At 73.1% G+C, this 20,998-nt stretch carries 21 protein-coding genes; 10 read left to right on the top strand and 11 right to left on the bottom strand.

From position 1 onward, the window contains the following. Positions 1-53: 53 nt before the first annotated feature. Positions 54-596, bottom strand: a complete 543-nt coding sequence (locus tag BJ982_RS21480; protein ID WP_184882749.1) for a hypothetical protein — start codon at positions 594-596, stop codon at positions 54-56. A gap of 438 nt (positions 597-1,034) precedes the next feature. Between BJ982_RS21480 and BJ982_RS21475 the strand changes: the two genes are divergently transcribed. From BJ982_RS21475 to BJ982_RS21460, 4 genes are all read left to right on the top strand, one after another. Further along, positions 1,035-1,463: an OsmC family peroxiredoxin gene (locus BJ982_RS21475; RefSeq protein WP_184882747.1), complete on the top strand. Its 429-nt coding sequence runs from the start codon at positions 1,035-1,037 to the stop codon at positions 1,461-1,463. Between the two features lie 419 nt (positions 1,464-1,882). Then, a complete protein-coding gene (glgX, locus tag BJ982_RS21470; protein WP_184882745.1) occupies positions 1,883-4,018 on the top strand; it encodes a glycogen debranching protein GlgX in 2,136 nt (711 codons plus the stop codon). Between the two features lie 57 nt (positions 4,019-4,075). Next, positions 4,076-4,795 carry a pyrimidine reductase family protein gene (locus tag BJ982_RS21465; protein ID WP_239122806.1) on the top strand — a complete coding sequence of 240 codons (720 nt, stop codon included), beginning with the start codon at positions 4,076-4,078 and terminating at the stop codon, positions 4,793-4,795. After that, positions 4,795-5,898, top strand: a complete 1,104-nt coding sequence (locus tag BJ982_RS21460; protein WP_239122808.1) for an ATP-dependent DNA ligase — start codon at positions 4,795-4,797, stop codon at positions 5,896-5,898. Before BJ982_RS21465 ends, BJ982_RS21460 begins: the two co-directional genes overlap by 1 nt. 67 nt (positions 5,899-5,965) lie before the next feature. On the opposite strand, the gene BJ982_RS21455 is transcribed toward BJ982_RS21460, so the two are convergent. Together BJ982_RS21455 and BJ982_RS21450 are read right to left on the bottom strand one after the other, a co-directional pair. Continuing rightward, positions 5,966-6,616, bottom strand: coding sequence for a hypothetical protein (locus BJ982_RS21455; protein ID WP_184882743.1), 651 nt, complete (start codon positions 6,614-6,616; stop codon positions 5,966-5,968). A 143-nt stretch (positions 6,617-6,759) separates the two neighbouring features. After that, positions 6,760-7,494, bottom strand: a complete 735-nt coding sequence (locus BJ982_RS21450) for an AfsR/SARP family transcriptional regulator (protein WP_184882741.1) — start codon at positions 7,492-7,494, stop codon at positions 6,760-6,762. A 275-nt stretch (positions 7,495-7,769) separates the two neighbouring features. Between BJ982_RS21450 and BJ982_RS21445 the strand changes: the two genes are divergently transcribed. Continuing rightward, on the top strand, positions 7,770-8,009 hold the full coding sequence (locus BJ982_RS21445; protein WP_184882739.1) for a helix-turn-helix domain-containing protein: 240 nt from the start codon (positions 7,770-7,772) through the stop codon (positions 8,007-8,009). Then, positions 8,006-8,572, top strand: coding sequence for a Clp protease N-terminal domain-containing protein (locus tag BJ982_RS21440; RefSeq protein WP_184882737.1), 567 nt, complete (start codon positions 8,006-8,008; stop codon positions 8,570-8,572). Before BJ982_RS21445 ends, BJ982_RS21440 begins: the two co-directional genes overlap by 4 nt. 22 nt (positions 8,573-8,594) lie before the next feature. Here BJ982_RS21440 and BJ982_RS21435 read toward each other — a convergent pair whose 3' ends face one another. Beyond that, positions 8,595-9,947 carry a 6-phospho-beta-glucosidase gene (locus BJ982_RS21435; RefSeq protein ID WP_184882735.1) on the bottom strand — a complete coding sequence of 451 codons (1,353 nt, stop codon included), beginning with the start codon at positions 9,945-9,947 and terminating at the stop codon, positions 8,595-8,597. Positions 9,948-9,990: 43 nt separating this feature from the next. Beyond that, a complete protein-coding gene (locus tag BJ982_RS40535; RefSeq protein ID WP_184882733.1) occupies positions 9,991-10,743 on the bottom strand; it encodes a DeoR/GlpR family DNA-binding transcription regulator in 753 nt (250 codons plus the stop codon). 133 nt (positions 10,744-10,876) lie between these two features. On the opposite strand from BJ982_RS40535, the gene BJ982_RS21425 reads away from it, so the two are divergent. The 3 genes from BJ982_RS21425 to BJ982_RS21415 all read left to right on the top strand — a co-directional run bounded on the left by BJ982_RS21425 (position 10,877) and on the right by BJ982_RS21415 (position 13,376). After that, positions 10,877-12,025 (top strand): PfkB family carbohydrate kinase, encoded by a 1,149-nt coding sequence (locus tag BJ982_RS21425; RefSeq protein ID WP_184882731.1) that lies wholly within the window; start codon positions 10,877-10,879, stop codon positions 12,023-12,025. A 147-nt stretch (positions 12,026-12,172) separates the two neighbouring features. Further along, positions 12,173-13,015 carry an LLM class F420-dependent oxidoreductase gene (locus tag BJ982_RS21420; RefSeq protein ID WP_184882729.1) on the top strand — a complete coding sequence of 281 codons (843 nt, stop codon included), beginning with the start codon at positions 12,173-12,175 and terminating at the stop codon, positions 13,013-13,015. A 145-nt stretch (positions 13,016-13,160) separates the two neighbouring features. Next, positions 13,161-13,376: a hypothetical protein gene (locus tag BJ982_RS21415; protein ID WP_184882727.1), complete on the top strand. Its 216-nt coding sequence runs from the start codon at positions 13,161-13,163 to the stop codon at positions 13,374-13,376. A 66-nt stretch (positions 13,377-13,442) separates the two neighbouring features. On the opposite strand, the gene ligD is transcribed toward BJ982_RS21415, so the two are convergent. The 5 genes from ligD to hemG all read right to left on the bottom strand — a co-directional run bounded on the left by ligD (position 13,443) and on the right by hemG (position 18,433). After that, positions 13,443-14,456 carry a non-homologous end-joining DNA ligase gene (gene ligD, locus BJ982_RS21410; protein ID WP_184882725.1) on the bottom strand — a complete coding sequence of 338 codons (1,014 nt, stop codon included), beginning with the start codon at positions 14,454-14,456 and terminating at the stop codon, positions 13,443-13,445. 459 nt (positions 14,457-14,915) lie between these two features. Continuing rightward, on the bottom strand, positions 14,916-15,317 hold the full coding sequence (gene msrB, locus BJ982_RS21405; RefSeq protein WP_184616887.1) for a peptide-methionine (R)-S-oxide reductase MsrB: 402 nt from the start codon (positions 15,315-15,317) through the stop codon (positions 14,916-14,918). 83 nt (positions 15,318-15,400) lie between these two features. Continuing rightward, positions 15,401-16,051, bottom strand: a complete 651-nt coding sequence (locus tag BJ982_RS21400) for a hypothetical protein (protein WP_184882723.1) — start codon at positions 16,049-16,051, stop codon at positions 15,401-15,403. A 124-nt stretch (positions 16,052-16,175) separates the two neighbouring features. Next, positions 16,176-16,877 (bottom strand): hydrogen peroxide-dependent heme synthase, encoded by a 702-nt coding sequence (hemQ, locus tag BJ982_RS21395; RefSeq protein ID WP_311772282.1) that lies wholly within the window; start codon positions 16,875-16,877, stop codon positions 16,176-16,178. Positions 16,878-16,972: 95 nt separating this feature from the next. Beyond that, positions 16,973-18,433 carry a protoporphyrinogen oxidase gene (hemG, locus tag BJ982_RS21390; protein ID WP_184882721.1) on the bottom strand — a complete coding sequence of 487 codons (1,461 nt, stop codon included), beginning with the start codon at positions 18,431-18,433 and terminating at the stop codon, positions 16,973-16,975. Between the two features lie 202 nt (positions 18,434-18,635). On the opposite strand from hemG, the gene BJ982_RS21385 reads away from it, so the two are divergent. Next, entirely contained in the window at positions 18,636-19,673 is a 1,038-nt protein-coding gene (locus BJ982_RS21385) for a DUF4349 domain-containing protein (protein ID WP_184882719.1), read from the top strand. Positions 19,674-19,750: 77 nt separating this feature from the next. Here the strand turns inward: BJ982_RS21385 and hemE are convergent, their stop codons facing one another. Continuing rightward, positions 19,751-20,788, bottom strand: coding sequence for a uroporphyrinogen decarboxylase (gene hemE / locus BJ982_RS21380; RefSeq protein WP_184882717.1), 1,038 nt, complete (start codon positions 20,786-20,788; stop codon positions 19,751-19,753). Positions 20,789-20,998 lie beyond the last annotated feature (210 nt).

Below are 20,998 nucleotides of genomic sequence, written 5' to 3'. Positions count from 1 at the left end.
TCGTACCGCAGTGCCCGTCCGCGACGGGCACTGCGAGGATCGTCAGGTATCGGTCACTTGAGGATGGGATACCTGTGCACGAGGGCGGTCTCGCCCCACCACCTGCCGATGCCGAAGGTGTCCCCGGCGGAGACCGACGCGAGGCCGATCAGCACGATGGCGTAGAGCAGGTGCTCGTCCAGGAAGGGGTTGTAGACGAGCGGGAGCTGGGCCGCCCACAGCATGAGCAGCAGCATGGTGCCGGTGATCGCGGCGATCCGCACGCCGGCTCCGACGATCAACGCGCCGCCGATGCCCAGCGATCCGAGCATGTACAGCCAGTCGACCCAGGCGTGCCCGGCGAGGCCGGTGAAGAACCCGCCGAGGCTGTTCTCGCCGGCGCCCTTGAGGAATCCTGTGGTCGGGCTGCCGCCCGCGATCCACGCGCGGTCGGCCGGGGTGGCGTACCCCAGGCCGAACAGCTTGTCGAGGAACGGCCACAGGAAGACCCATCCCAGGGCGATACGTGCGGTTGCCCAGATGTACTGGGCGGGGACTGTGACCTCCGAGGAGCCGGCACGGACGAGGGGGGGTGTGCGTCCTTCGGCGATGGCCATAGTAGGCCCCTTTCCATTTACCACTTGCGACTGTTTCTTACGCCTCCCGGTACGCCGATCCGCTGGCTGCGGTTCCAGGCGCCGGAGGGCCGGCGTCGGTCCCGGACCTCCCTTCTCCAATGGGACCTTCGGGGCATATTCAACACCCCACACAACCCCTACCGCACCCCAGAAGTCAGGGCAATTTTGACAATGTGCTATGGGCCCCCGCTTTCTAGAGAAGTTTCCGCACGCGTCGGGTCGCGTCGTTCACGTTCTTCCCGGCGATTGGGATGAGACGAAAAACATTTTCGGGACGGGCGCCTCGCGGCACGAGCCGGGGAAGGCCCGGCGGGGACCGGCCGGGCGGGAGGATGTGGTCCGAGCCGAGCGTCACGCGCGACGGGAGCGCGTGTAGGTTCGGCTAGGAATCACCTCATGATCGAAGGGATGATCGCTATGGCGACGACACGTACCGCGACCACGGAGTGGAAGGGCGCGCTGCTGGACGGCTATGGCACCGTCGCGCTGAACACCTCCGGGGCCGGGAGGTTCGAGGTCTCCTGGCCCTCGCGCGCCGAGCAGGCCGGCGGCAAGACCAGCCCCGAGGAGCTGATCGCCGCCGCCCACTCGTCCTGCTTCTCGATGGCCCTGTCGCACGGCCTGGCCCAGGCCGGCACGCCGCCGCAGAGCGTCGAGACCAGGGCCGACGTGACCTTCCAGCCGGGCGAGGGCATCACCGGCATCGTGCTGTCGGTGCGGGCGCAGGTCCCGGGCATCTCCGCGGAGGACTTCCAGGCCGCCGCCGAGAACGCCAAGGCCAACTGCCCGGTCAGCAAGGCCCTCGCCGGCACCACGATCACTCTGAACGCCGAACTGGCCGGCTGAGCCCCACCCGGGACCCGGCCCGCGGCCCCCGCGCGCGACCCGGCGCACGGGGGCCGCGCCACGTCCGACTTGATCCTATCTGTCGGGTTAACGGATAGTAAAAGCGGTATATACACCGCTGTCCGTTTTGTTGTACATTGTTGGCCCGCGACCCGGAAGTCGGGGTTCGCCGCCACCGATCCCGCGGACGTCCGGCGAGCGCCCCCACCTGCTCGGAAGTGTCTGGAAATTCGGACCACCGGCCCTACTATCGACGGTAGAGCCGGACGCAGGCATGACCCCCGCACTTCCCGCACGACGACGCGGACGGAGCCTTCAAGGAGGCGACACGAGGCACCGGAACATGAGAGGGAGACGAGCGAGACAAGGCACGCGATCGAGCGGCACCGCGGACCGTTCCACGACGACAATGAGGCTACATGCGTGAGGTCTGGCCGGGAGAGCCGTACCCCCTCGGCGCCACCTGGGACGGCGTCGGAACGAGCTTCTCGCTCTTCTCCGAGGTCGCCGAGCGGGTCGAGCTCTGCCTTTTCGACGACGACGGCCACGAGAGCCGCGTCGACCTCCCCGAGGTCGACGGCTTCGTCTGGCACGGCTACCTGCCCGGCGTCCTGCCCGGGCAGCGCTACGGCTACCGCGTCCACGGGCCGTACGCCCCGGCGGCCGGGCACCGCTGCGACCCCGCCAAGCTCCTCCTCGACCCCTACGCCAAGGCGATCGAGGGCGAGGTCCGCTGGGACCGCTCGCTGTTCTCCTACCAGTTCTCCGACCCCGGCCTGCGCAACACCGAGGACAGCGCGCCGAACATGCCGAAGAACGTCGTCGTCAACCCGTTCTTCGACTGGGGCAACGACCGCCCGCCCCGCACGCCGTACCACGAGACCGTGATCTACGAGGCGCACGTGCGCGGGCTCACCATGCGCCACCCCGAGGTGCCCGAGGCCCAGCGCGGCACCTACGCCGGCCTGGCGCACCCCGCCGTGATCGACCACCTGAAGAGCCTGGGCGTGACCGCCGTCGAGCTCATGCCGGTGCACCAGTTCGTGCCCGAGCACGCCATGGTGGCGCGCGGCCTCACCAACTACTGGGGCTACAACACCATCGCCTTCCTGGCCCCGCACAACGCCTACTCCGGCTCGGGGCAGCGCGGCGAGCAGGTCTTGGAGTTCAAGGCCATGGTCAAGGCCCTGCACGAGGCCGGCATCGAGGTGATCCTCGACGTCGTCTACAACCACACCGCCGAGGGCGACCACATGGGGCCCACCCTCGCCTACCGCGGCATCGACAACGCCTCCTACTACCGCCTGATCGACGGCGACCGCCGCCTGCTGCTCGACTACACCGGCTGCGGCAACTCCCTGAACGTCCGCTCCCCCCACGCGCTGCAGCTCATCATGGACTCGCTGCGCTACTGGGTGATGGAGATGCACGTCGACGGCTTCCGGTTCGACCTGGCCGCCGCCCTGGCCCGCGAGCTGCACGACGTCGACCGGCTGTCGGCGTTCTTCGACCTCATCCAGCAGGACCCGGTGATCTCCCAGGTCAAGCTGATCGCCGAGCCGTGGGACGTCGGGCCGGGCGGGTACCAGGTCGGCAACTTCCCGCCGCTGTGGACCGAGTGGAACGGCAAGTACCGCGACAGCGTGCGCGACTTCTGGCGGGGCAGCCCCTCGGTGCTGCCGGAGTTCGCCTCGCGCCTGGCCGGGTCCTCCGACCTGTACGCCTCCAGCGGGCGCCGCCCGGTCGCCTCCATCAACTTCGTCACCTGCCACGACGGCTTCCCCCTCACCGACCTGGTCTCCTACAACCGCAAGCACAACGAGGCCAACGCCGAGAACAACCGCGACGGCACCGACGACAACCGCTCGTGGAACTGCGGCGCCGAGGGCCCGGTCGAGGACCCGGCGGTCGTCCGGCTGCGGCGGCGGCAACGCCGCAACCTGCTCACCACCCTGTTCGTCTCGCAGGGCGTGCCGATGCTGCTGCACGGCGACGAGATCGGCCGCACCCAGGGGGGCAATAACAACGCCTACTGCCAGGACAACGAGGTCTCCTGGGTCGACTGGTCGACCCTGCGGCACGAGCAGGACCTGCTGGAGTTCGTCAGGACGCTGGCCCGCTTCCGCAGGGACCACCCGGTGTTCCGGCGCCGCCGCTTCTTCCAGGGCCGCGCGCCCGGCGGCGCCGACCGCGGCGACCTCGGGGACATCGTCTGGCTCACCCCCTCGGGCAAGGAGATGACGCCCGGCGACTGGCACAGCGGGTTCGGCAAGGCGATGGCCGTGTTCCTCAACGGGGAGGCGATCAGCGAGCCGGGGCCGCGCGGCGAGCGCATCACCGACGACTCGTTCCTGCTGGCGGTGAACGGCCACCACGAGCACATCACCTTCACGCTGCCCGGCCCCGAGTTCGCCCCCGGATGGCAGGCCGTGCTGGACACCGCCGACGAGGAGCCCTGCCGGGACGACCGCACGGGCGAGAAGTGGGAGCCGGGGGCCGCGGTCCCGGTGACCGGCCGCTCGATACGCGTCCTGCGCTCCACCGCGCGGCGCTGACGGCGCCGATGGGGCCGCGCGCACGCCCCACCCGGCCCGTGTGCCAAGGTAGAGAGCGTGCGACGCGTCCTTCCCACCCCCGCGGGCGAAGTGGATCTCGCCGAGGCCTACGCCTACCCGCGTGACCACTGGCTGCGCCTCAACATGGTCGCCGGAGCCGACGGCGGCGCCTGGCTGAAAGGGGTGTCCAAGGGGCTCTCCGGGCCGGGCGACCGCCGGGTCTTCCACGTCCTGCGGGGGCTGGCGGACGTCGTGCTGGCCGGGGCCTCCACCGTGCGCACCGAGGGGTACGGCCCGGCCCGCCCGGGCCCGTCGTGGCCGGCGCTGCGCGAGGGACGCCCGCCCGTCCCGCCCGTCGCCGTCGTGACCCGCCAGCTGGACCTGGACCTCGGCGGGCCGCTGTTCACCGAGGCCGAGCCCACCGCGCGCACCATCGTGATCACCACCGAGGGCGCGCCCGCCGGCCGCCGCGCGGAGGCCGCCGAGAACGCCGAGGTCATCGTGGCGGGGGCCGAGCGCGTCGACCTCGCCCTGGCCGTCGAGGCGCTGCGCGAGCGCGGCCTCGGCCGGGTGCTGTGCGAGGGCGGCCCCCGGCTGAACGCCCAGCTCGCCGCGGCCGGGCAGGTGGACGAGCTGTGCCTGACGATCAGCCCGGTCCTGACCGGAGGGGACGCCGCCCGCATCCTCAACGGCCCCGCCTCGCTCGTCCGCCTCGCCCTCGCGCACGTCCTTGAGGAAGATGGCTTCCTCTTCTGCAAGTACACCCGGGAGCCGTGATGCCAGCGCCGCAGGAACCGACGTTCCCCGAGATGAGCCTGCCGGTCGTCCCGCCGGTCGCGCCGATGCTCGCCAAGGCGATCAAGAGCGTGCCCGCGCAGGACGGGGCGATGCTGTACGAGCCGAAATGGGATGGCTTCCGCTGCATCGTGTTCCGCGACGGCGACGAGGTGTACCTGGGCAGCCGCAACGAGCGCCCGTTCAACCGCTACTTCCCCGAGCTGATCGAGGCGGTCAAGCGGGAGCTGCCCGAGCGCTGTGTGGTCGACGGCGAGATCGTGCTGCGCAAGGGTCAGATCCTGGACTTCGACGCCCTGCAGCAGCGCATCCACCCGGCCGCCTCGCGGGTCCGGCTGCTCGCCGAGGCCACCCCGGCGTCGTTCATCGCCTTCGACCTGCTCGCCCTCGGCGACGACAACCTCATGGAGGCCCCGTTCGCCGAGCGGCGCGCCCGCCTGGTCGAGGCGCTGGCCGGGGCGGGCGCGCGGATCCGGCTGACCCCGGTCACCGCCGACGACGAGCGGGCGGCGGAGTGGTTCGAGATGTTCGAGGGCGCCGGGCTGGACGGCCTCGTCGCCAAACGCGCCGACCAGCCGTACGAGCCGGACAAACGCACCATGCTGAAGGTCAAGCACGAGCGCACCGCCGACTGCGTCGTGGCCGGGTACCGCGAGCACAAGTCCGGCCCGATCGTCGGGTCGCTGCTGCTCGGCCTGTACGACGCGGCGGGCGTGCTGCACCACGTGGGGGTGTCGGCGTCCTTCCCGATGAAGCGCAGGGCCGAGCTGATCGACGAGCTCAAGCCGTACCTTCTCACCGATCTGAGCGCCCACCCGTGGAGCTCGTGGACGTCGCAGGACGAGAACACCACCCAGCGCATGCCGGGCGCGATCTCCCGGTGGAACGCCACCAAGGACCTGTCGTTCATCCCGCTGGAGCCCCGCCTGGTGGTCGAGGTCGCCTACGGGCAGATGGAGGGGAACAGGATCCGGCACACCGCGCAGTTCCGCCGGTGGCGCCCCGACCGCACCCCCGAGTCCTGCACCTACGACCAGCTCGACCTGCCGCTCGGCTACAACCTGGACGACATCCTGGCGCGCTGAGCGCCGGGGCGGGCAGGAGGGACACGGGCGGCCGCCCGCGTCCCTCGTCCGGTCCCGGCCGCCGGGGCTACTCCCCGGACCGCTCGGTCATCGGCTTCTGGAGGGGCTGCTGCGAGATCCCGCCGGTGGCGATGCGCTCGCGGGAGATGCCGCCGATCTCACCGGTGGTCTGGGAGGTCTTGCCCGGCTTCTCGGAGGTCTGGCCCTTCTCCGATCCGGAGCTGTGGCCGGGCTTCTCCTGCTGTGACCGCGGAGGAGTGATCTCGCCGGGCTCCTCGCCCTGCGGAGGCAGGCCCTCGCCCGGCGCCTCACCCGGCGTCTCGCCAGGGGTCTCCCCCGGGGTCTCGCCGGGGGTCTCCCCCGGTGCCTTCTTGTTGGCCTCGCACACGGCGAGCCCGTCGGCGAAGCCCTGGCGTACGCCGGACTTGTAGAACTCGGAGACGCCGGCGACGCTCGGCATCTCCTGCGAGCTGCGCAGCGACGCCAGACAGGCCGTCCGCCCGCTGGCGTGCCCGGCGGTGTAGCCCCGGTTGAAGTCGGCCTCGTCCTTCGCGTCACGCGGGAAGAGGTCCGGGTTCGCCGTCGTGACGGCGCCGGAGGCGACCACCGGCCGCGCGAGGGAGGGCTGTGCGGCGGATGCCTGCGCGACCCCTGCCGACAAGAGGCCGAGCGACAGGACCGCCGGCCCCAGAACCATCAGGCGACGCTTGCTGACCATGGCCGAATCCTTTCGTCGCGGGCCACCCATGCTGATCGTTCGGACGCTCCTGGTGGCCTCGTGGCGTCGAACCTCAGCCTTACGGGCGGCCCGCCACGGCACCGTGACGCGGACGTGACCGGCGAGCGTCCCGCCCGCCGGCGTCAGGGCTGAGCGACCGCGCGCAGCCCGGCGACGAGATCGCTGACGAGCGCGGTGGGACGCAGCCCCATCTCGGCATCCAGGAGCTGCTCGTAGCGCTCGTAGTCGCGCAGCGCCTCGGCCTGGTTGCCCTCGGCCAGGTGGGCGCGGATGAGCGCGGCGTGGGAGCTCTCGCGCAGGGGCTCGGCCCGGACGGCCACGCCCGCGGCGGCGACGGCGTCGGCGAACCTGCCCGCCGCGACGAAGTCGTCGGCGAGCGCCTCCAGCGCGTGCAGGCGCAGCTGGTGCCACTCCTCGGCCTCCTGGACGGCCCAGTCGTCGTACCAGCCGGGGAGCAGGTCCACCGACAGGGTCTCCACCGAGTCGGCGCTGAGGTCGCGCACGGGCGTGGCGAGCCCGGGGTCCAGGACGCGGCGGGCCAGCGCCCGCGCCTCCTCGACGTCGACCCTGGCGTCCTGGCTGAGGCGCACCTCGCCCGCGGCGATGTCCAGGGCCCGCCGCCCGGCGTCCTCCAGCCTGGCCAGCGCGGACCTCAGGCTCGCGTACGCGCGCCGCTCCGGCCTGTCCGGCCACAACCGGCCGGCCATGAGCGTGCGGGGGACGGCCTGGCCTGACAGGGCCACGAAGGACAGAAGGCGTTCGGATCCGCCCGAGACCGTCACCTGCTCGTCTCCGGCAAGCAGCCGGAAGCCACCCAGAAGAACGACCCGCATCGCGGGCCGGTCGCCGCTCTCCATAGCTCCGCTACCTCTCACGCGGAAAGCGAATCGTCTGGTTAGCAGCCCCTCCCGTCGCCGTTCCTCCCCGCTATGTACCCGGGTTTGTGGGCATTCGTCCGGTCTTGCGCATCGTTTGCGGAACTCAGGCGCGGCGGCGGCGTCACGCGGACGTCATGCCCGCGTCATGGCCGGGTTCCCGCGCCGGCATGCGCCTGCGGGGGTCGGCCCGGACGCGCGATCGGGATGTCAGCTGATGCTGACAGAGAGCCATATGTCAGCTTATGCTGACGTACATGACGACAGCGACCCGACTCGCCGAGGCGGTCGACAGCCGTGACCCCGCCGTCGGCCTGGCCGCCGTGGCCGCCCTGCGCCGCCTGCTGGAGGAGGTGGAGGCGGCGCACGTCGGCAACGCCCGGGCCCAGGGATGGTCCTGGGAGGCCATCGCCGCCGCCCTCGGCGTCAAACGGCAGACCGCCCACCGCAAGCACGCGCGCCGGATCATCACGCCCGTGACGGGGGAACACGAATGACCAACGCCCTGGACACCTACACGACCGCGGCCCGGCGGGCCATGGCCCGGGCGGGCGTGCTCGCCGCCGGCGCCGGACACCGGACGGTCGACGACGTCCACCTCCTCCTCGCCCTGACCGAGACCCGCCCCTTCGAACGACCCCCCACCGCCTTCACCCTGACCCCGAAGGCGGCGCGGGCCGTCATGGAGATCACGGACGATCAGGACGCGCGCGACCGCGTCCTGCTCGCCACGCTGGGCATCGACCTGGACGAGGTGCGCCGCCGCCTGCGCGGGCCGGCGCCCTCCGGCGACCCGGCGCTGTGGAGGCTCCACCGGGCCCGGCTGCGCCCCCTGCGGGTGACCCTGTCCGGCCCTCCGGGCGATCTGGTCCTCACCGGCAAGGCCAGGAAGGTGATCGAGGTCGCCGCCTGGCGCGCGCCGGGGCCGGTGCGCGGCGAGGACCTGCTGTGGGGCGTGCTCTGCGACCACACCAACCCCGCACTGCGCGTGCTGCGCGCCGGCGGAGTGGACATCTGCGGCCTCGCCGCCGAGCTGGGCTCCGCACGCCCGGCCGCCTGACCCACGCCGCGCGGTCGGAGGGCTACCCGGCCGGGTGGAGGACGGATGCCAGTTCGGGGATGCGGGTGCGGTAGCCGTCCAGAAGGGCGCGGGCCACCGGGACGGAGTCGACCAGCGGGTGTGCGGCGAAGGCCCGCAGGGCGACGCGCGCCGAGCCGGTGACTGCCGCCTCGATAGCGAGCTGCTCGACCGCCTTGACCTGCTGGATCAGGCCGAGGAACTGGCCGTGCAGGGGGCGGGCCGCCAGGGGCCGCACGCCGCCCGGGTCCACGACGCACGGCACCTCCACCACCGCCTCCTGCGGCAGCCCGGCCACCGCCGAGCCGTTGCGCACGTTGAGGATCATGGTGGTGGTGCCGCCCCGCGCGATGGCGGACATGAGCGCGAGCGCGATGCCCTCGTACCCGCCCGCCTGGAGGTCCGCCGCGTCGCGCTCCCCCGCCTGCGCCGCGTCGCGGGTCTCGGCCATGTAGGAGGCGTCGCGCTCCCGGCGCGCCCGCCGCCACTCGGCGAGGGCGTGCCCGGGCTCGCGGGCGACGGCGGCGTAGAACCGGGACTGCTGCTCCAGCAGCGCCTCGCCCCGGGTGCGCGGAGCGCCGCCGATGGCGGCCACGGCCTCGCGGGTGAAGTAGTAGTAATAGAGGTATTCGTTGGGCAGCGCGCCGATCGAGCGCACCCAGTCGGCGCCGAACAGCCGCGCCTCCTCCACCCCCGTGAGCGCGGCGTCGTCGGCGAGCAGGTCGGGCAGCACGTCCCTGCCCTCGTAGGTCAGGCCCCGCAGCCAGCCGAGATGGTTGAGCCCGGCGTAGTCGGCCGCCACGCGGCCGGGTTCCACGCCGAGGGCCCGCGCCGCCCGCCGGACCAGCCCCAGCGGGGAGTCGCAGATGCCGATCACGCGGTCGCCCAGCACCCGCTGCATGGCCTCGGTGATCATGCCGGCCGGGTTGGTGAAGTTGATGACCCACGCGCGGGGCGCCACGGCGGCGACGCGCTCGGCGACGCGCAGGGCCACCGGGATCGTGCGCAGCCCGAACGCGACGCCGCCGGGTCCCGTGGTCTCCTGGCCGAGCAGCCCCAGGTCCAGCGCGACCCGCTCGTCCGCCGTGCGCCCTTCCAGGCCGCCGACGCGGATCGCGGAGAAGACGAACGCCGCGTCGCGCAGGGCCTCGTCCAGGTCGGTGGTGAGGCGCACGCGGGGCGCGTCGTCGTGCCCGGCGGCGAGCTGGGCGCAGACGTGGCCGACGGCGGTCAGGCGCTCGGGCGACAGGTCGTGCAGGACGACCTCCTCCACCCGTGGACGGCCGGCGTCGCGCAGCAGCGCGCCGTACACCAGCGGGACGCGGAAGCCGCCGCCCCCGAGGATGGTCAACCTCATGCCTGCTCCTCGTGCTCGCCGGGCCCGGGCGCGGGCCGGCCGGTCATGTGAGCAGCACCTGCGCGCCCGCCCCGCGGAGCGCGCGGAGCGTGGCCTCGTCGGCGCCGTCGTTGGTCACCACGATGTCGATCTCGTCGGGCCCGCACACCCGCAGGGCGCCGGTGCCGGGGAACTTGTGCCGGTCCACCAGCAGGACCACACGGCTCGCCGCCGCCATCATGGCGCGTTTCAGCGGCACCTCGGCGCGGGCGGAGTCGGTGACCCGCCCGTCGGGCCGTACCCCGCCGGCGCCCAGGAAGACGTGGTCGGCGGACACCTGGCGCAGGGCCTGCTCGGTGAGCACGCCGACCAGCGAGTGGCGCGCGCGGCGCAGCATGCCGCCGAGCAGCAGCATCTCGACCGCGGGATCGCCGCGCAGGACGTCGAGGACGGCCACGCTGGAGGTGACCACCGTGACGGGCCGGCCGCGCAGGTGGCGGGCGAGGCGGGTGGTGGTCGTGCCGGCGTCGAGCAGCACGACGTCGCCGTCGCCGACGAGCGCGGCGGCGCGGGCGGCCACCGCCTCCTCCTCGGGGTCGGGATCGGCCGCGGAGGCGGCGGGCCCGGCAGATGGATCGGCGTCGGCCAGCGCCCCGCCGCGCACACGCCGGAGCGTGCCGTCGCGGTCGAGGACGCGAAGGTCGCGGCGGATGGTCGAGGGGCTGACGCCGAACTGGGCGGCCAGCTCGCGGACGCTCGTCGCCCCGGCGAGACGGACACGCCGCATGATCTCGGCATGCCGGGCGCGCTGGAGCACGCGAGGATCGTATCAGTCATCAGCGCGCACAACTAAGCAAAAATGAGCACCAATGACCGTCGACTCTTGATACGGGCAACCAAAACATGCAAGAGTGCGCACATTCTTCGCAGTGTCGAGGAGGGCCCGCTTCGTGTCAGTCAAGTCCTACGACCCACTGGCCGCACTACGCACTCCCGGCGGGCCGGAGTTCGACGTGTTCACCGCCGGAACCGTGTTCCTGGACATCGTCTTCACCGGCCTGCATGCGATGCCCGCCGCCGGCACCGAGGTGTGGGCGGAGGGGATGGGGTCCTGCCCCGGCGGCATCGCCAACCTCGCCATCGCCGCCAGCCGCCTCGGACTGCGCACCTCCATGGCCGCCGCGTTCGGCGACGACGACTACGCCGCCTTCAACTGGCGCATCCTGTCCGAGCAGGAGTCGGTGGACCTGTCCCGGTCGCGCAGGTTCCGGCAGTGGCACTCCCCCGTCACCGTCTCCATGGCCGTCAACCGCGACCGCAGCATGGTCACCCACGGCCACCCGCCGCCCATGGGCGCCACGGAGATGATCGGCCGCCCGCCGCGCTCCAGCGCCGTCATCGCGCCGCTGTCGGTCGAGGAGCCGCTCGGCAGCTCCGACTCCGGCACCTGGGCCGACCTGGCGCGCAAGGACGGCGCGCTGGTCTTCGCCGACGTGGGCTGGGACCCCTCGGAGACCTGGGCCCCCTCGCTGCTCGACCAGCTTGAGGTCTGCCACGCGTTCATGCCGAACGCCGTCGAGGCCATGGCCTACACCCACACCGAGACGCCCCGTGAGGCGCTGTACGCGATCGCCGACCGGGTGCCGCTGGCCGTGGTGACCGACGGCGCCAACGGCGCGATGGCCATCGACTCCACCAGCGGCGAGGAGGCGTACGTGCCCGCCCTGCGGGTCACCGCGCTGGACCCGACGGGCGCGGGGGACGTGTTCGGCGCCGGGCTCGTGCTGGGAACGCTGGCGCGCTGGCCGCTGGCCGACCGGCTGGCGTTCGCGGGGGTCTGCTCGGCGCTGGCCGTGCAGCAGTTCGGCGGGTCGCTCGCCGCGCCCGGCTGGGGGGACATCGCGGACTGGTGGCACGACGTGCGGGAGGCCGCGGGGCACGGCGGCGCCTACGTCGAGTCGCTGGCCCGCCGCTACGCCTTCCTCGACAGGCTCGTCCCGACCGTGCCCGTCGGCGCCGTGCGGCGCGCGGCGGCCACCATGTCCCTGCACGCCGACGTGGCGGCGGGGGCCGACCTGCCCGACCGGCGCAAGGGCTGACGCCCGCCGGGCGTGCCGCGCGGACTCCGGCCGGCGCCCCCGGGAATGGCCGGTCGCATGGCAGGGTTGGCACTGACACCCGATGATCGGGAACGTCCTGCGGGACGTCCGCGCTCTCGGATGACCGACCGACCGTGAAGGAGCACCATGACGACATGGCCCGCGCTCGGCGAGGTGGGGGTGTGGCGCGTCGCCGCGCAGGTCACGCCCGCCCTGGCGTCGTCGCTCGAAGAGCTCGGCTACGGCGCGATCTGGCTCGGCGGGTCCCCCGGCGGCGACCTGCGCAAGGTGGACGAGGTGCTCGCGGCGACCTCCACGCTCACCGTCGCGACCGGCATCGTCAACATCTGGAACGACGACGCCGCCGCCATCGGGGCCGCCTACCGGCGTATCGCCGAGGCCCACCCGGGGCGGTTCCTGCTCGGCGTCGGCGCCGGGCACCGCGAGGCCACGGCGCACTACGCCAAGCCGTACGAGGCGCTGAACGCCTACCTCGACGGCCTGGACGCGGCCGGGGTGCCGGTGGAGGGCAGGGCGCTGGCCGCGCTCGGGCCGCGGGTGCTGCGGCTGTCGGCCGCGCGCAGCGCCGGGGCCCACCCCTACCTGACCACCCCTGAGCACACGCGGCAGGCCCGCGAGATCCTCGGCGCGGGGCCGCTGCTCGCGCCCGAGCAGAAGGTCGTGGTGTCGGACGACCCGCGGGAGGCGCGGGCGGTCGCCCGGCGGGCCGTGGCGCCGTACCTGGGCCTCGCCAACTACGCGGCCAACCTGCGCAGGCTCGGGTTCGGCGACGAGGACCTGGCGGGCGGGGGCAGTGACCGGCTGATCGAGGCGGTGGTCGCGCTGGGCGACCCGTCCACGATCAGGCAACGCGTGGACGCCCACCTCGCCGCGGGCGCCGACCACGTGAACATCCAGCTCCTGACCTCATCCGGGCAGGACCCCCTGGACGGCTACCGCGCCCTCGCCGAGGCCCTGCTCCCCTCCTGACCGAAGCCCTGGCCCGGGGCGGATGTCCGGACGAACGCCCTCCGTCCGGGGCGGGTCCGGCGGTTATTGTGGTGTCGCCCGCCGGGCGACACCCGTCCGCGGGCGACGGGCCGACGAGGCGCGGAACCGACGGACGGTGAAGCCGATGAACACGGTGTGGCTGTGGTGGGCCGGTCTGGCGCTGGGTTCGTTCGCCATTCTGGAGACGTGGGCGCTGCTCACCAAGCAGGAGGGCGACACGCTGTCGGAGCGCCTGCGCGAGTGGCTCGGCATCAGGCCGGTGAAACACTGGCGGCTCGCCACCGGCGCGGCCCTGCTCGGCTTCCTCGGCTGGTTCGGCTGGCACATCGTCTTCGGCTGACCCGCCCCGCGCCGCGTTCCCCTGACCAGGCGCCGCGGAGCACGGCGGACAGCGCCCGCGGCGGGCTCAGCCGGCGTCCTCCGCCTGGGGACGGGCTCGTGAGGGCTGGACGCGCGGCGGCTCGCCGGGCATCTTGGGGTAGTTCGGCGGGTACGGCATGTCGCCGCGCTCGTCCTTGGCGTACCACTCCAGCAGCGGCTCGATGGTGAAGGCGCGGTCGTCGATCTCGCCGTGGACGTCGCCGAGCCGGGCGAAGCGCGGCGGCACCGTGCGGATGTCGAAGTCGCGCGGGTCGACGTCGGCCAGTTCCTCCCAGGTCACCGGGGTGGAGACGGGGGCGTGCGGGCGGGCGCGCACGGAGTAGGCGCTGGCGATGGTGCGGTCGCGGGCGTTCTGGTTGTAGTCGATGAAGACCTTCTCGCCGCGTTCCTCCTTCCACCAGGCCGTGGTGGCGAGGTCCGGGCGGCGGCGCTCGACCTCGCGGGCCAGGGCGATGGCGCTCTGGCGGACCTCGGTGAACGACCACCGGCGCTCGATGCGCACGTTGATGTGGATGCCGCGGGTGCCCGAGGTCTTGGGGAAGCCGCGCATGCCGAGCTCGTCGAGGACCTCGCGGACGGCGAAGGCGGTGACGCGCGCCTCGTCGAAGCCGGTGCCGGGCTGGGGGTCGATGTCGATGCGCAGCTCGTCGGGATGCTCGACGTCGTCGGCGCGGGTGGGCCAGGGGTGGAAGTCGATCGTGGCCAGGTTGGCGCAGTAGGCGATCGCGGCCAGCTCGGTGACCCGCAGGGCGTCGGCCGAGCGGCCGCTCGGGAAGCGGATCGTGACGGTCTGGAGCCAGTCGGGGTGTTTCGGGGGGATGCGCTTCTGGTAGATCGCCTCGGTGGCGACGCCGTCCGGATGGCGCTTGAGGTAGGTGGGCCGGTCTCTGAGCGCGCGCAGCGCGCCGTCGCCCACGGATAGGTAGTACTCGACCAGCTCGCGCTTGGTCGCCCCGATCTCGGGGAAGTAGATCTTGTCCGGGTTCGTGACCTTGATGATCCGGTCCCCGACGGTGAGCTCGATGAACGGCGACGCCATGGTTCCGACCGTACCCCGCCGGGACGACAGAAAGCGGCCGGGCTCCGATCGGCCCGGCGGCGGTCCGGAAATCGGGGGCACGGGGGGCGTCCCGCGATGACGCGGGGCGAACCGCCGGAGTGGTCCGGTCTCGTCATTCAGGCGGCGTTTCGGGGGGTTTCGGGGGCTTCATCACCCGTACCCGGGTCTTGCCACAGATCTCGCATCGCTGGGTCACCACCTGGCCGATGGCCTCGATGGTCTCCCACCTGTGGCGTATGTGCACAGAGCTCCAGACATCACGGAACCAGAGTCTGCGGGTGCCGCACCCCCGTTGCGGGTTTACCCTCCCCCGGCGCGCTCATGCGCCCTTCATTACTCTTCGCAGGCACACGATCACTCCCGGATGGGCGCGCGGGCGCGCCGGCAGGGCGGGCCGCCGCGGCGGCCCGCCCCGCTCGGTGGAGGGCTACCGGGCCGTCAGCCGGCCGGTTCGAGGCGCAGGGAGATCGAGTTGATGCAGTACCGGTCGTCGGTGGGCGTCGGGTACCCCTCGCCGTGGAAGACGTGCCCGAGGTGGGAGTCGCAGCGGGCGCAGCGCACCTCGACGCGCACCATGCCGTGCGAGCGGTCCTCGACCAGGGTCACCGCCTCCGACTTCGACGGCTCGAAGAACGAGGGCCACCCGCAGTGCGACTCGAACTTGCCGTCCGAGCGGAACAGCTCGGCGCCGCAGGCGCGGCACGAGTAGACGCCCTCGACCTTGGTGTCGACGTACTCGCCCGTGAACGCGCGCTCGGTGCCCGCCTCGCGCAGCACGTGGAACTCTTCGGGGGACAGCTGGACGCGCCACTCGGCGTCGCTCTTGACCACCTTTTCCATGCCCTCAGCCTATGCGCGGCCCGACCCCGGCGCCCTCGCGGGAACGCCGTTCCGCCCGGGCCGCCGGCGCGGGCGGCGGAGCGTCAGCGCGGACGCGGGGCGCTGAGGCGGCAGGAGGTGTCGCGCGAGCCGGCGATGTTGGCGAGGACGGGGTTGCCGTTCTGGCCGTACCGGGCCTGGACGAACACCACCGGGCTCTGGTCGCCGACCTCCTGCAGGAGGTACTCCATGCCGCGCTTGCACAGGTCCAGCGCGGCCTTGGAGTTGTGCGCCGTCTCGGGAAGGTTGGTGTAGATGCGCAGGTACTTCCCTCCCGACCTGATGTCGGTGATGCGCTTGACGGCCTTGTCGCCCGCCCAGCGCTCCTTGAAGTAGCTGACCGCCTTGGCGTCGGTGTGCTTCGACGGCCCCGAGGCCTTGTCCTCGGCGTCGCGCCGCTTCTTGGCGGCCTTCTTCGCCGTCCCCGCGCTCGCGGCCGTCACCTCGCCGCCCGCCTCACCCGGGACCGCCGGGGCGTCCGCGCCCGGCGAGACGGCGGGCGCGGACGGCACGGGCGCCGCGGCCGCGAGGTCGCCCGGGCGCGCCAGCACCCCGCCCACGGCCAGGCCGACCACCGCGACGGCGGTCGCTCCCGAGAAGACCTCCAGCACCAGCACCCGGCGCGGCCTGCGCCGCCGATGCCCCCCGCGCGTGGAACGCGCCACCCCTTTGCCCCCGTTCACCGTCTGCCTCACGTCGACACCGGAATCAACCTGAGTATGCCAAAGATCAGGAACGCGCGTGACTTGTTCCGGCAATATCAGACATGGTGACGTTTGGGGCTTCAGTGACAGTTGTCCGCATTATCCAGTTTTGGGGCTACGGCAGCGCGGCCAGCAATTCCTCCAGCGGCTTGCGCGTGCCGGTGTAGAAGGGGATCTCCAGCCGGGTGTGCCTGCGGGCCGTGGCCCCGCGCAGGTGGCGCATCAGGTCCACGATGCGGTGCAGCTCGTCGGCCTCGAAGGCGAGGATCCACTCGAAGTCGTTGAGCGCGAACGACGACACCGTGTTGGCCCGTACGTCGGGGTAGTCGCGCGCCATCTTCCCGTGCTCGGCGAGCATGGCCCGGCGCTCGGAGTCCTCCAGGAGGTACCACTCCAGGGAGCGCACGAACGGGTAGACGCAGACGTAGCCGCGCGGCTCCTCCTCGGCCAGGAACGCCGGGATGTGCGACTTGTTGAACTCTGCCGGGCGGTGCAGCGCCATGACCGACCACACAGGCTCGCCCGCGCGGCCGACGGCGGTGCGCCGGAAGCGGCCGTAGACCTCCTGAAGATCCTCCGGGGTCGAGGCGTGCCACCAGAACATGTAGTCGGCGTCGGCACGGAAGCCCGCCACCTCGTACGCGCCCCGGGTCACGACGTCCTTCTCCGCGGCCTGCGTGAACACGGCCTCGACCTCGTGCGCCATCTGCTGACGGTCGCCCTGCAGAGGATCGCGCGCCCGGAAGACCGACCACATGGTGTAGCGGATGACCTGGTTGAGATCGCGGGCCTTCGGCCGCGGACTGCTCTCCGTCACTGAACGCACTCGCCTTCCATCAGAACACTGCTCTTACCACAACCCAACCACCCGCCCGCACCACTTCGTCCCCCACCCCCAGGTGGGCATAGGGGTCAGTGGGGGCCGGGGGCGGGGGCGCTCCGCCGCCCCGGGGTGTGCCGTTCGTCGTCGTGGCGGTCGGCGAAGTAGGCCAGGACGCTCGCCGCCGCGGCGCGGGCCGAGGCGACGCACGCGGGGACGCCGAGACCGTCGTAGGCGGCCCCGCAGACGGCCAGGCCGGGCTGGACCGCGACCGCCGCCCGGACGCGGGCCACGCGGTCCAGATGGCCGACCTCGTACTGCGGCAGGGCGCCGCCCCAGCGGGTGACCCGGGTGTCCAGGGGAAGGCCGCGCACGCCCATGATCTCGGCCATCTCGTTCATCGCGAGGGCCACCAGCTCGTCGTCGTCGCGCTGGAGCAGGAACTCCTCGCCGAGGCGGCCGATGGAGCAGCGCAGGACCAGCACGCCGGGATCGGCCTCGGCCAGATGAGGCCACTTGACCGTGCTGAACGTGACCGCCTTGACCGGACGGCCCTCGACCGGCGGCACCAGGTAGCCGCTGCCGGAGGGCGGCTCGGGGAACGCGGCGCGCGGGTAGGCCAGGGTGACGATCGCCATGCTGGCGTACTCGACGCGGGAGAGCTCGGCGGCGGCCTTGGGGACGTCGGGGGCGAGCAGCCGGCTCGCGGCGGGGGCCGGGACCGCGACCACCACGGCGTCGGCCTCGATGGTCTCGGGCGCCCTGGTGGGGCCGGCCACCAGGCGCCAGCCCTCGGCCGTGCGCCGCAGCTCGCGCACCATGACGCCGGTCCTGATCTCGGCGCCCGAGGCGCGGGCGACGGCCTCGGGCAGGCCGCCGAGGCCGCCCTTGAGCGTCGTGAAGACCGGCCCGGCGTCCTTCGGGGCGTCGCCGACGATGCCGCGGGCGCCCTTCAGCAGGGAGCGCTCGGTGCGGGCCAGGGCCGCGATGTGCGGCATGGTCGCGTCCAGCGAGAGGGACTCCGAGCGGCCCGCGTACACGCCGCCGAGCAGCGGCTCGACCAGGCGGTCGACGACCTCGCCGCCCATGCGGGCCCGGATGTAGGCGGCCACGGAGACGTCGGAGGTGATGAGGGTGGCCGGGAGGATCTGGTCGGCGGGGACGCGGGCGAGCCCGGCCGGGGAGAGGATGCCCGAACGGGCCAGCTCGCCGAGGTCGGCGGGGACGCCCATGACCTGGCCCTTGGGCATGGCGCGCAGCGCGCCCCTGCTCCAGACGGCGGCGCCGACGGACGCGGGGCCGACCAGTTCGCCGGCCAGCCCGGCGGCGCGGGCGAGCTCGCGGCCCTCGGGGCGGCGGGCGAGCATGGCCTCGGCCCCCTCGTCGACGGGGATGCCCGCGATCTCAGAGACGCGGAGCTTGCCGCCGATCCGCGGGGCGCCGTCGAGGACGGTGACCGCGAGATCGTCACCGTCCTGGCGCAGATGCCACGCCGCCGCCAGCCCCGCGATTCCCCCGCCCACGACCACGACGTGCCGCCGAGTGCCTTCCATGTCCCAAGACGTTACCCGCCGGTGCCGCCGCCCCGCGCGGCGGCCGGGCCTGCTGTGGACGACGCGGCCAAATCCGGCCGGGCCTGGGGACGGCCGCCCCCCACCGGACGGCGAACGGCCCCGCGACCCGGGCGCCGGGGACCGTGACGGCATTGTGACGCGGGCCGCCCAACCAGGGGCGCGCCGCGCCCGTCAACAAGGCATGAGCAGATTACGGTGCCGCACGGCGCTGCCGGCGGCTTTCGTGGTGGCCGGCCTCCTGCTGCTGTCAGGCTGCGGCGGGGGCGACCGCGGCTCCATCGCCACCAACGACCAGGCCCCGGCCGGGGCGCCGGTGCCCGCGGCCAAGGCCGAGAGCGCCGACCAGAGCGGGGGCTCCGGAGAGGCCGCCCAGCGCAGGCCCGCGGCCGGGCGGACGAAGGCCGCCACCGGGACCGGCTCCGGCGTGGAGATCGCCGGGCCCGCGCGGACGATCGTCTACACGGGCGAGATGACGGTCCGGGCCAAGGACGTCACCGCGGCGGCCGAGAACGCCAAGCAGATCGTCACCGCGGCGGGCGGGCGCCTGGACAGCGAGGAGTCGTCCTCGTCCGGACGGCACGGGGACGCGACGCTGGTCTTCAAGGTCCCCCCGGACGCGTACCAGCGCGTCGTCGCCCAGCTGGGCAAGGACCTCGGCGAGCGCAGGTCGCTGCGCCAGTCCACCGAGGACGTGACCGAGCAGGTCGCCGACGTCGAGAGCCGGCTGAAGTCGGCTCAGGCGTCCCTGGGCCAGCTTCGCACGCTGCTGGGCAAGGCCAAGACCATCGGGGAGGTCCTGTCGGTCGAGCGCGAGATCTCCTCCCGCGAGGCCGACCTGGAGTCCCTGCAGGCCCGCCAGAAGGCCCTGGCCGCGCAGACGGCCGCCGCCACGCTGACGCTGCGCCTCATCGGGCCCGCCGCCGTGGTCACCGAGCCGGAGCCGGAGGAACAGGGCTTCCTGAGCGGACTGCGGGACGGCTGGCGGGCCATGGTGAACAGCGCGAAGGTGGCGCTGATGGTGCTGGGCGCGCTGCTCCCCTGGCTCGTCGTGCTGGCGGTGCTGTGGTTCGCGGTCGCGCTCGCGCGACGGCCGTACAGGCGGCGCGCGGCGGCGTCCGCGCGCGGGACGGAGCGCGGAGTCGAACCCGCCGGCGAGGACGGCCCCGACGGCGGCACTCCCCCTGACGGGCGTGAGAAGGCGCCCGCGGGTCCCGCCTGAGCGCCTGCCCCGTGGTCCCGCCGGCCCGGGATGGCCCGGGCCGGGTCGCCGTGATCCGCGGCGCGGCCGCTGGGGCGTCAGCGGGCGGTGGACTCGTGGACGAACTCGGTGAGGCGGGCAAGGCGGTCGGGGTCGGTGTTCGGCAGCACGCCGTGGCCGAGGTTGAACACGTGCCCCTCGGCCGCGCGCCCGCCGGCCAGGACGTCGCGGGCCCGGCGCTCGATGACCTCCCAGGGGGCGAGCAGGACGGCGGGGTCGAGGTTGCCCTGCAGCGCCTTGCCGGGCCCGACGCGCCCCGCGGCCTCCTGGAGCGGCACGCGCCAGTCGACGCCGACGACGTCAGGACCGGCCTCGGCGAGCAGCCCCAGCAGCTCGCCGGTGCCGACGCCGAAGTGGATGCGCGGGACGTCGAGGTCGGCGAGGCTCGCGAAGATGCGGCTGGTGTAGGGCAGGACGAACTCGCGGTAGTCGCCGGGCGCGACCGCGCCGACCCAGGAGTCGAAGAGCTGGAGCGCCGAGGCGCCCGCGTCGGCCTGCACGCGCAGGTAGGCCACCGTGATCTCGGTGAGGCGTTCCATGAGCGCGTGCCACAGCTCCGGCTCGCCGTACATCATGGCCTTGGTGTGGTCGTGGTTCTTGGACGGCCCGCCCTCGATGAGGTAGGACGCCAGCGTGAACGGCGCGCCCGCGAAGCCGATCAGGGGGATGGGCCCGAGCTCCTTGGCCAGCGCCTGGACGGCCTCGGTGACGTAGGGGACGTCACCGGGCTCCAGGGGGCGCAGCGCGGCGAGCCCGTCGCGGTCGCGGATCGGCGCGGCGATGACCGGGCCGACGCCGGGCTTGATGTCCAGGTCGACCCCGATGGCCTTGAGCGGCACGACGATGTCGCTGAAGAAGATCGCCGCGTCCACGCCGTACCTGCGCACGGGCTGCATCGTGATCTCCACGATCAGGTCCGGCGTCGCGCACGCGGTGAGCATCGGCACGTCGGCGCGGACCGCGCGGTATTCGGGAAGCGACCTGCCCGCCTGCCGCATGTACCAGACGGGGGTGTGAGGCACGGGCAGTCGCCGGCAGGCGCGGATGAAGGCTGACTCGTCGGTCTCGGGATTCACCCCTCCAGGGTGCCATGGGCGGGTGCCGGCCCACCTACCGCCCACGTGCGCACTCGCGCGCCCGCGCGCGTCGTCTGAGAGGTCACCGGAGGGCCGGCTCCCGGGACACCGCCGGGCTGCCGGGCGGCCATACCAAAGCTTGCCGCGAAAACGATATTTCCCGGGCGGATGTCCGGCCATGATGATGATGGCCGCGATCCGTACACTATG

The organism is Sphaerisporangium siamense, assembly GCF_014205275.1.
Classification (GTDB): Bacteria; Actinomycetota; Actinomycetes; order Streptosporangiales; family Streptosporangiaceae; genus Sphaerisporangium; species Sphaerisporangium siamense.
The sequence above is the reverse complement of the archived record's forward strand: the minus strand, read 5'-3'. Positions and strand labels throughout refer to the sequence as shown.

What these genes read in the sequence shown, in the direction of transcription:
- BJ982_RS21480 (WP_184882749.1), bottom strand. Translation starts at nt 596, where the DNA reads ATGGCCATCGCCGAAGGACGCACACCCCCCCTCGTCCGTGCCGGCTCC.
- BJ982_RS21475 (WP_184882747.1), top strand. Translation starts at nt 1,035, where the DNA reads ATGGCGACGACACGTACCGCGACCACGGAGTGGAAGGGCGCGCTGCTG.
- glgX (WP_184882745.1), top strand. Translation starts at nt 1,883, where the DNA reads ATGCGTGAGGTCTGGCCGGGAGAGCCGTACCCCCTCGGCGCCACCTGG.
- BJ982_RS21460 (WP_239122808.1), top strand. Translation starts at nt 4,795, where the DNA reads ATGCCAGCGCCGCAGGAACCGACGTTCCCCGAGATGAGCCTGCCGGTC.
- BJ982_RS21455 (WP_184882743.1), bottom strand. Translation starts at nt 6,616, where the DNA reads ATGGTCAGCAAGCGTCGCCTGATGGTTCTGGGGCCGGCGGTCCTGTCG.
- BJ982_RS21450 (WP_184882741.1), bottom strand. Translation starts at nt 7,494, where the DNA reads ATGGAGAGCGGCGACCGGCCCGCGATGCGGGTCGTTCTTCTGGGTGGC.
- BJ982_RS21445 (WP_184882739.1), top strand. Translation starts at nt 7,770, where the DNA reads ATGACGACAGCGACCCGACTCGCCGAGGCGGTCGACAGCCGTGACCCC.
- BJ982_RS21440 (WP_184882737.1), top strand. Translation starts at nt 8,006, where the DNA reads ATGACCAACGCCCTGGACACCTACACGACCGCGGCCCGGCGGGCCATG.
- BJ982_RS21435 (WP_184882735.1), bottom strand. Translation starts at nt 9,947, where the DNA reads ATGAGGTTGACCATCCTCGGGGGCGGCGGCTTCCGCGTCCCGCTGGTG.
- BJ982_RS21420 (WP_184882729.1), top strand. Translation starts at nt 12,173, where the DNA reads ATGACGACATGGCCCGCGCTCGGCGAGGTGGGGGTGTGGCGCGTCGCC.
- BJ982_RS21415 (WP_184882727.1), top strand. Translation starts at nt 13,161, where the DNA reads ATGAACACGGTGTGGCTGTGGTGGGCCGGTCTGGCGCTGGGTTCGTTC.
- ligD (WP_184882725.1), bottom strand. Translation starts at nt 14,456, where the DNA reads ATGGCGTCGCCGTTCATCGAGCTCACCGTCGGGGACCGGATCATCAAG.
- msrB (WP_184616887.1), bottom strand. Translation starts at nt 15,317, where the DNA reads ATGGAAAAGGTGGTCAAGAGCGACGCCGAGTGGCGCGTCCAGCTGTCC.
- hemG (WP_184882721.1), bottom strand. Translation starts at nt 18,433, where the DNA reads ATGGAAGGCACTCGGCGGCACGTCGTGGTCGTGGGCGGGGGAATCGCG.
- BJ982_RS21385 (WP_184882719.1), top strand. Translation starts at nt 18,636, where the DNA reads ATGAGCAGATTACGGTGCCGCACGGCGCTGCCGGCGGCTTTCGTGGTG.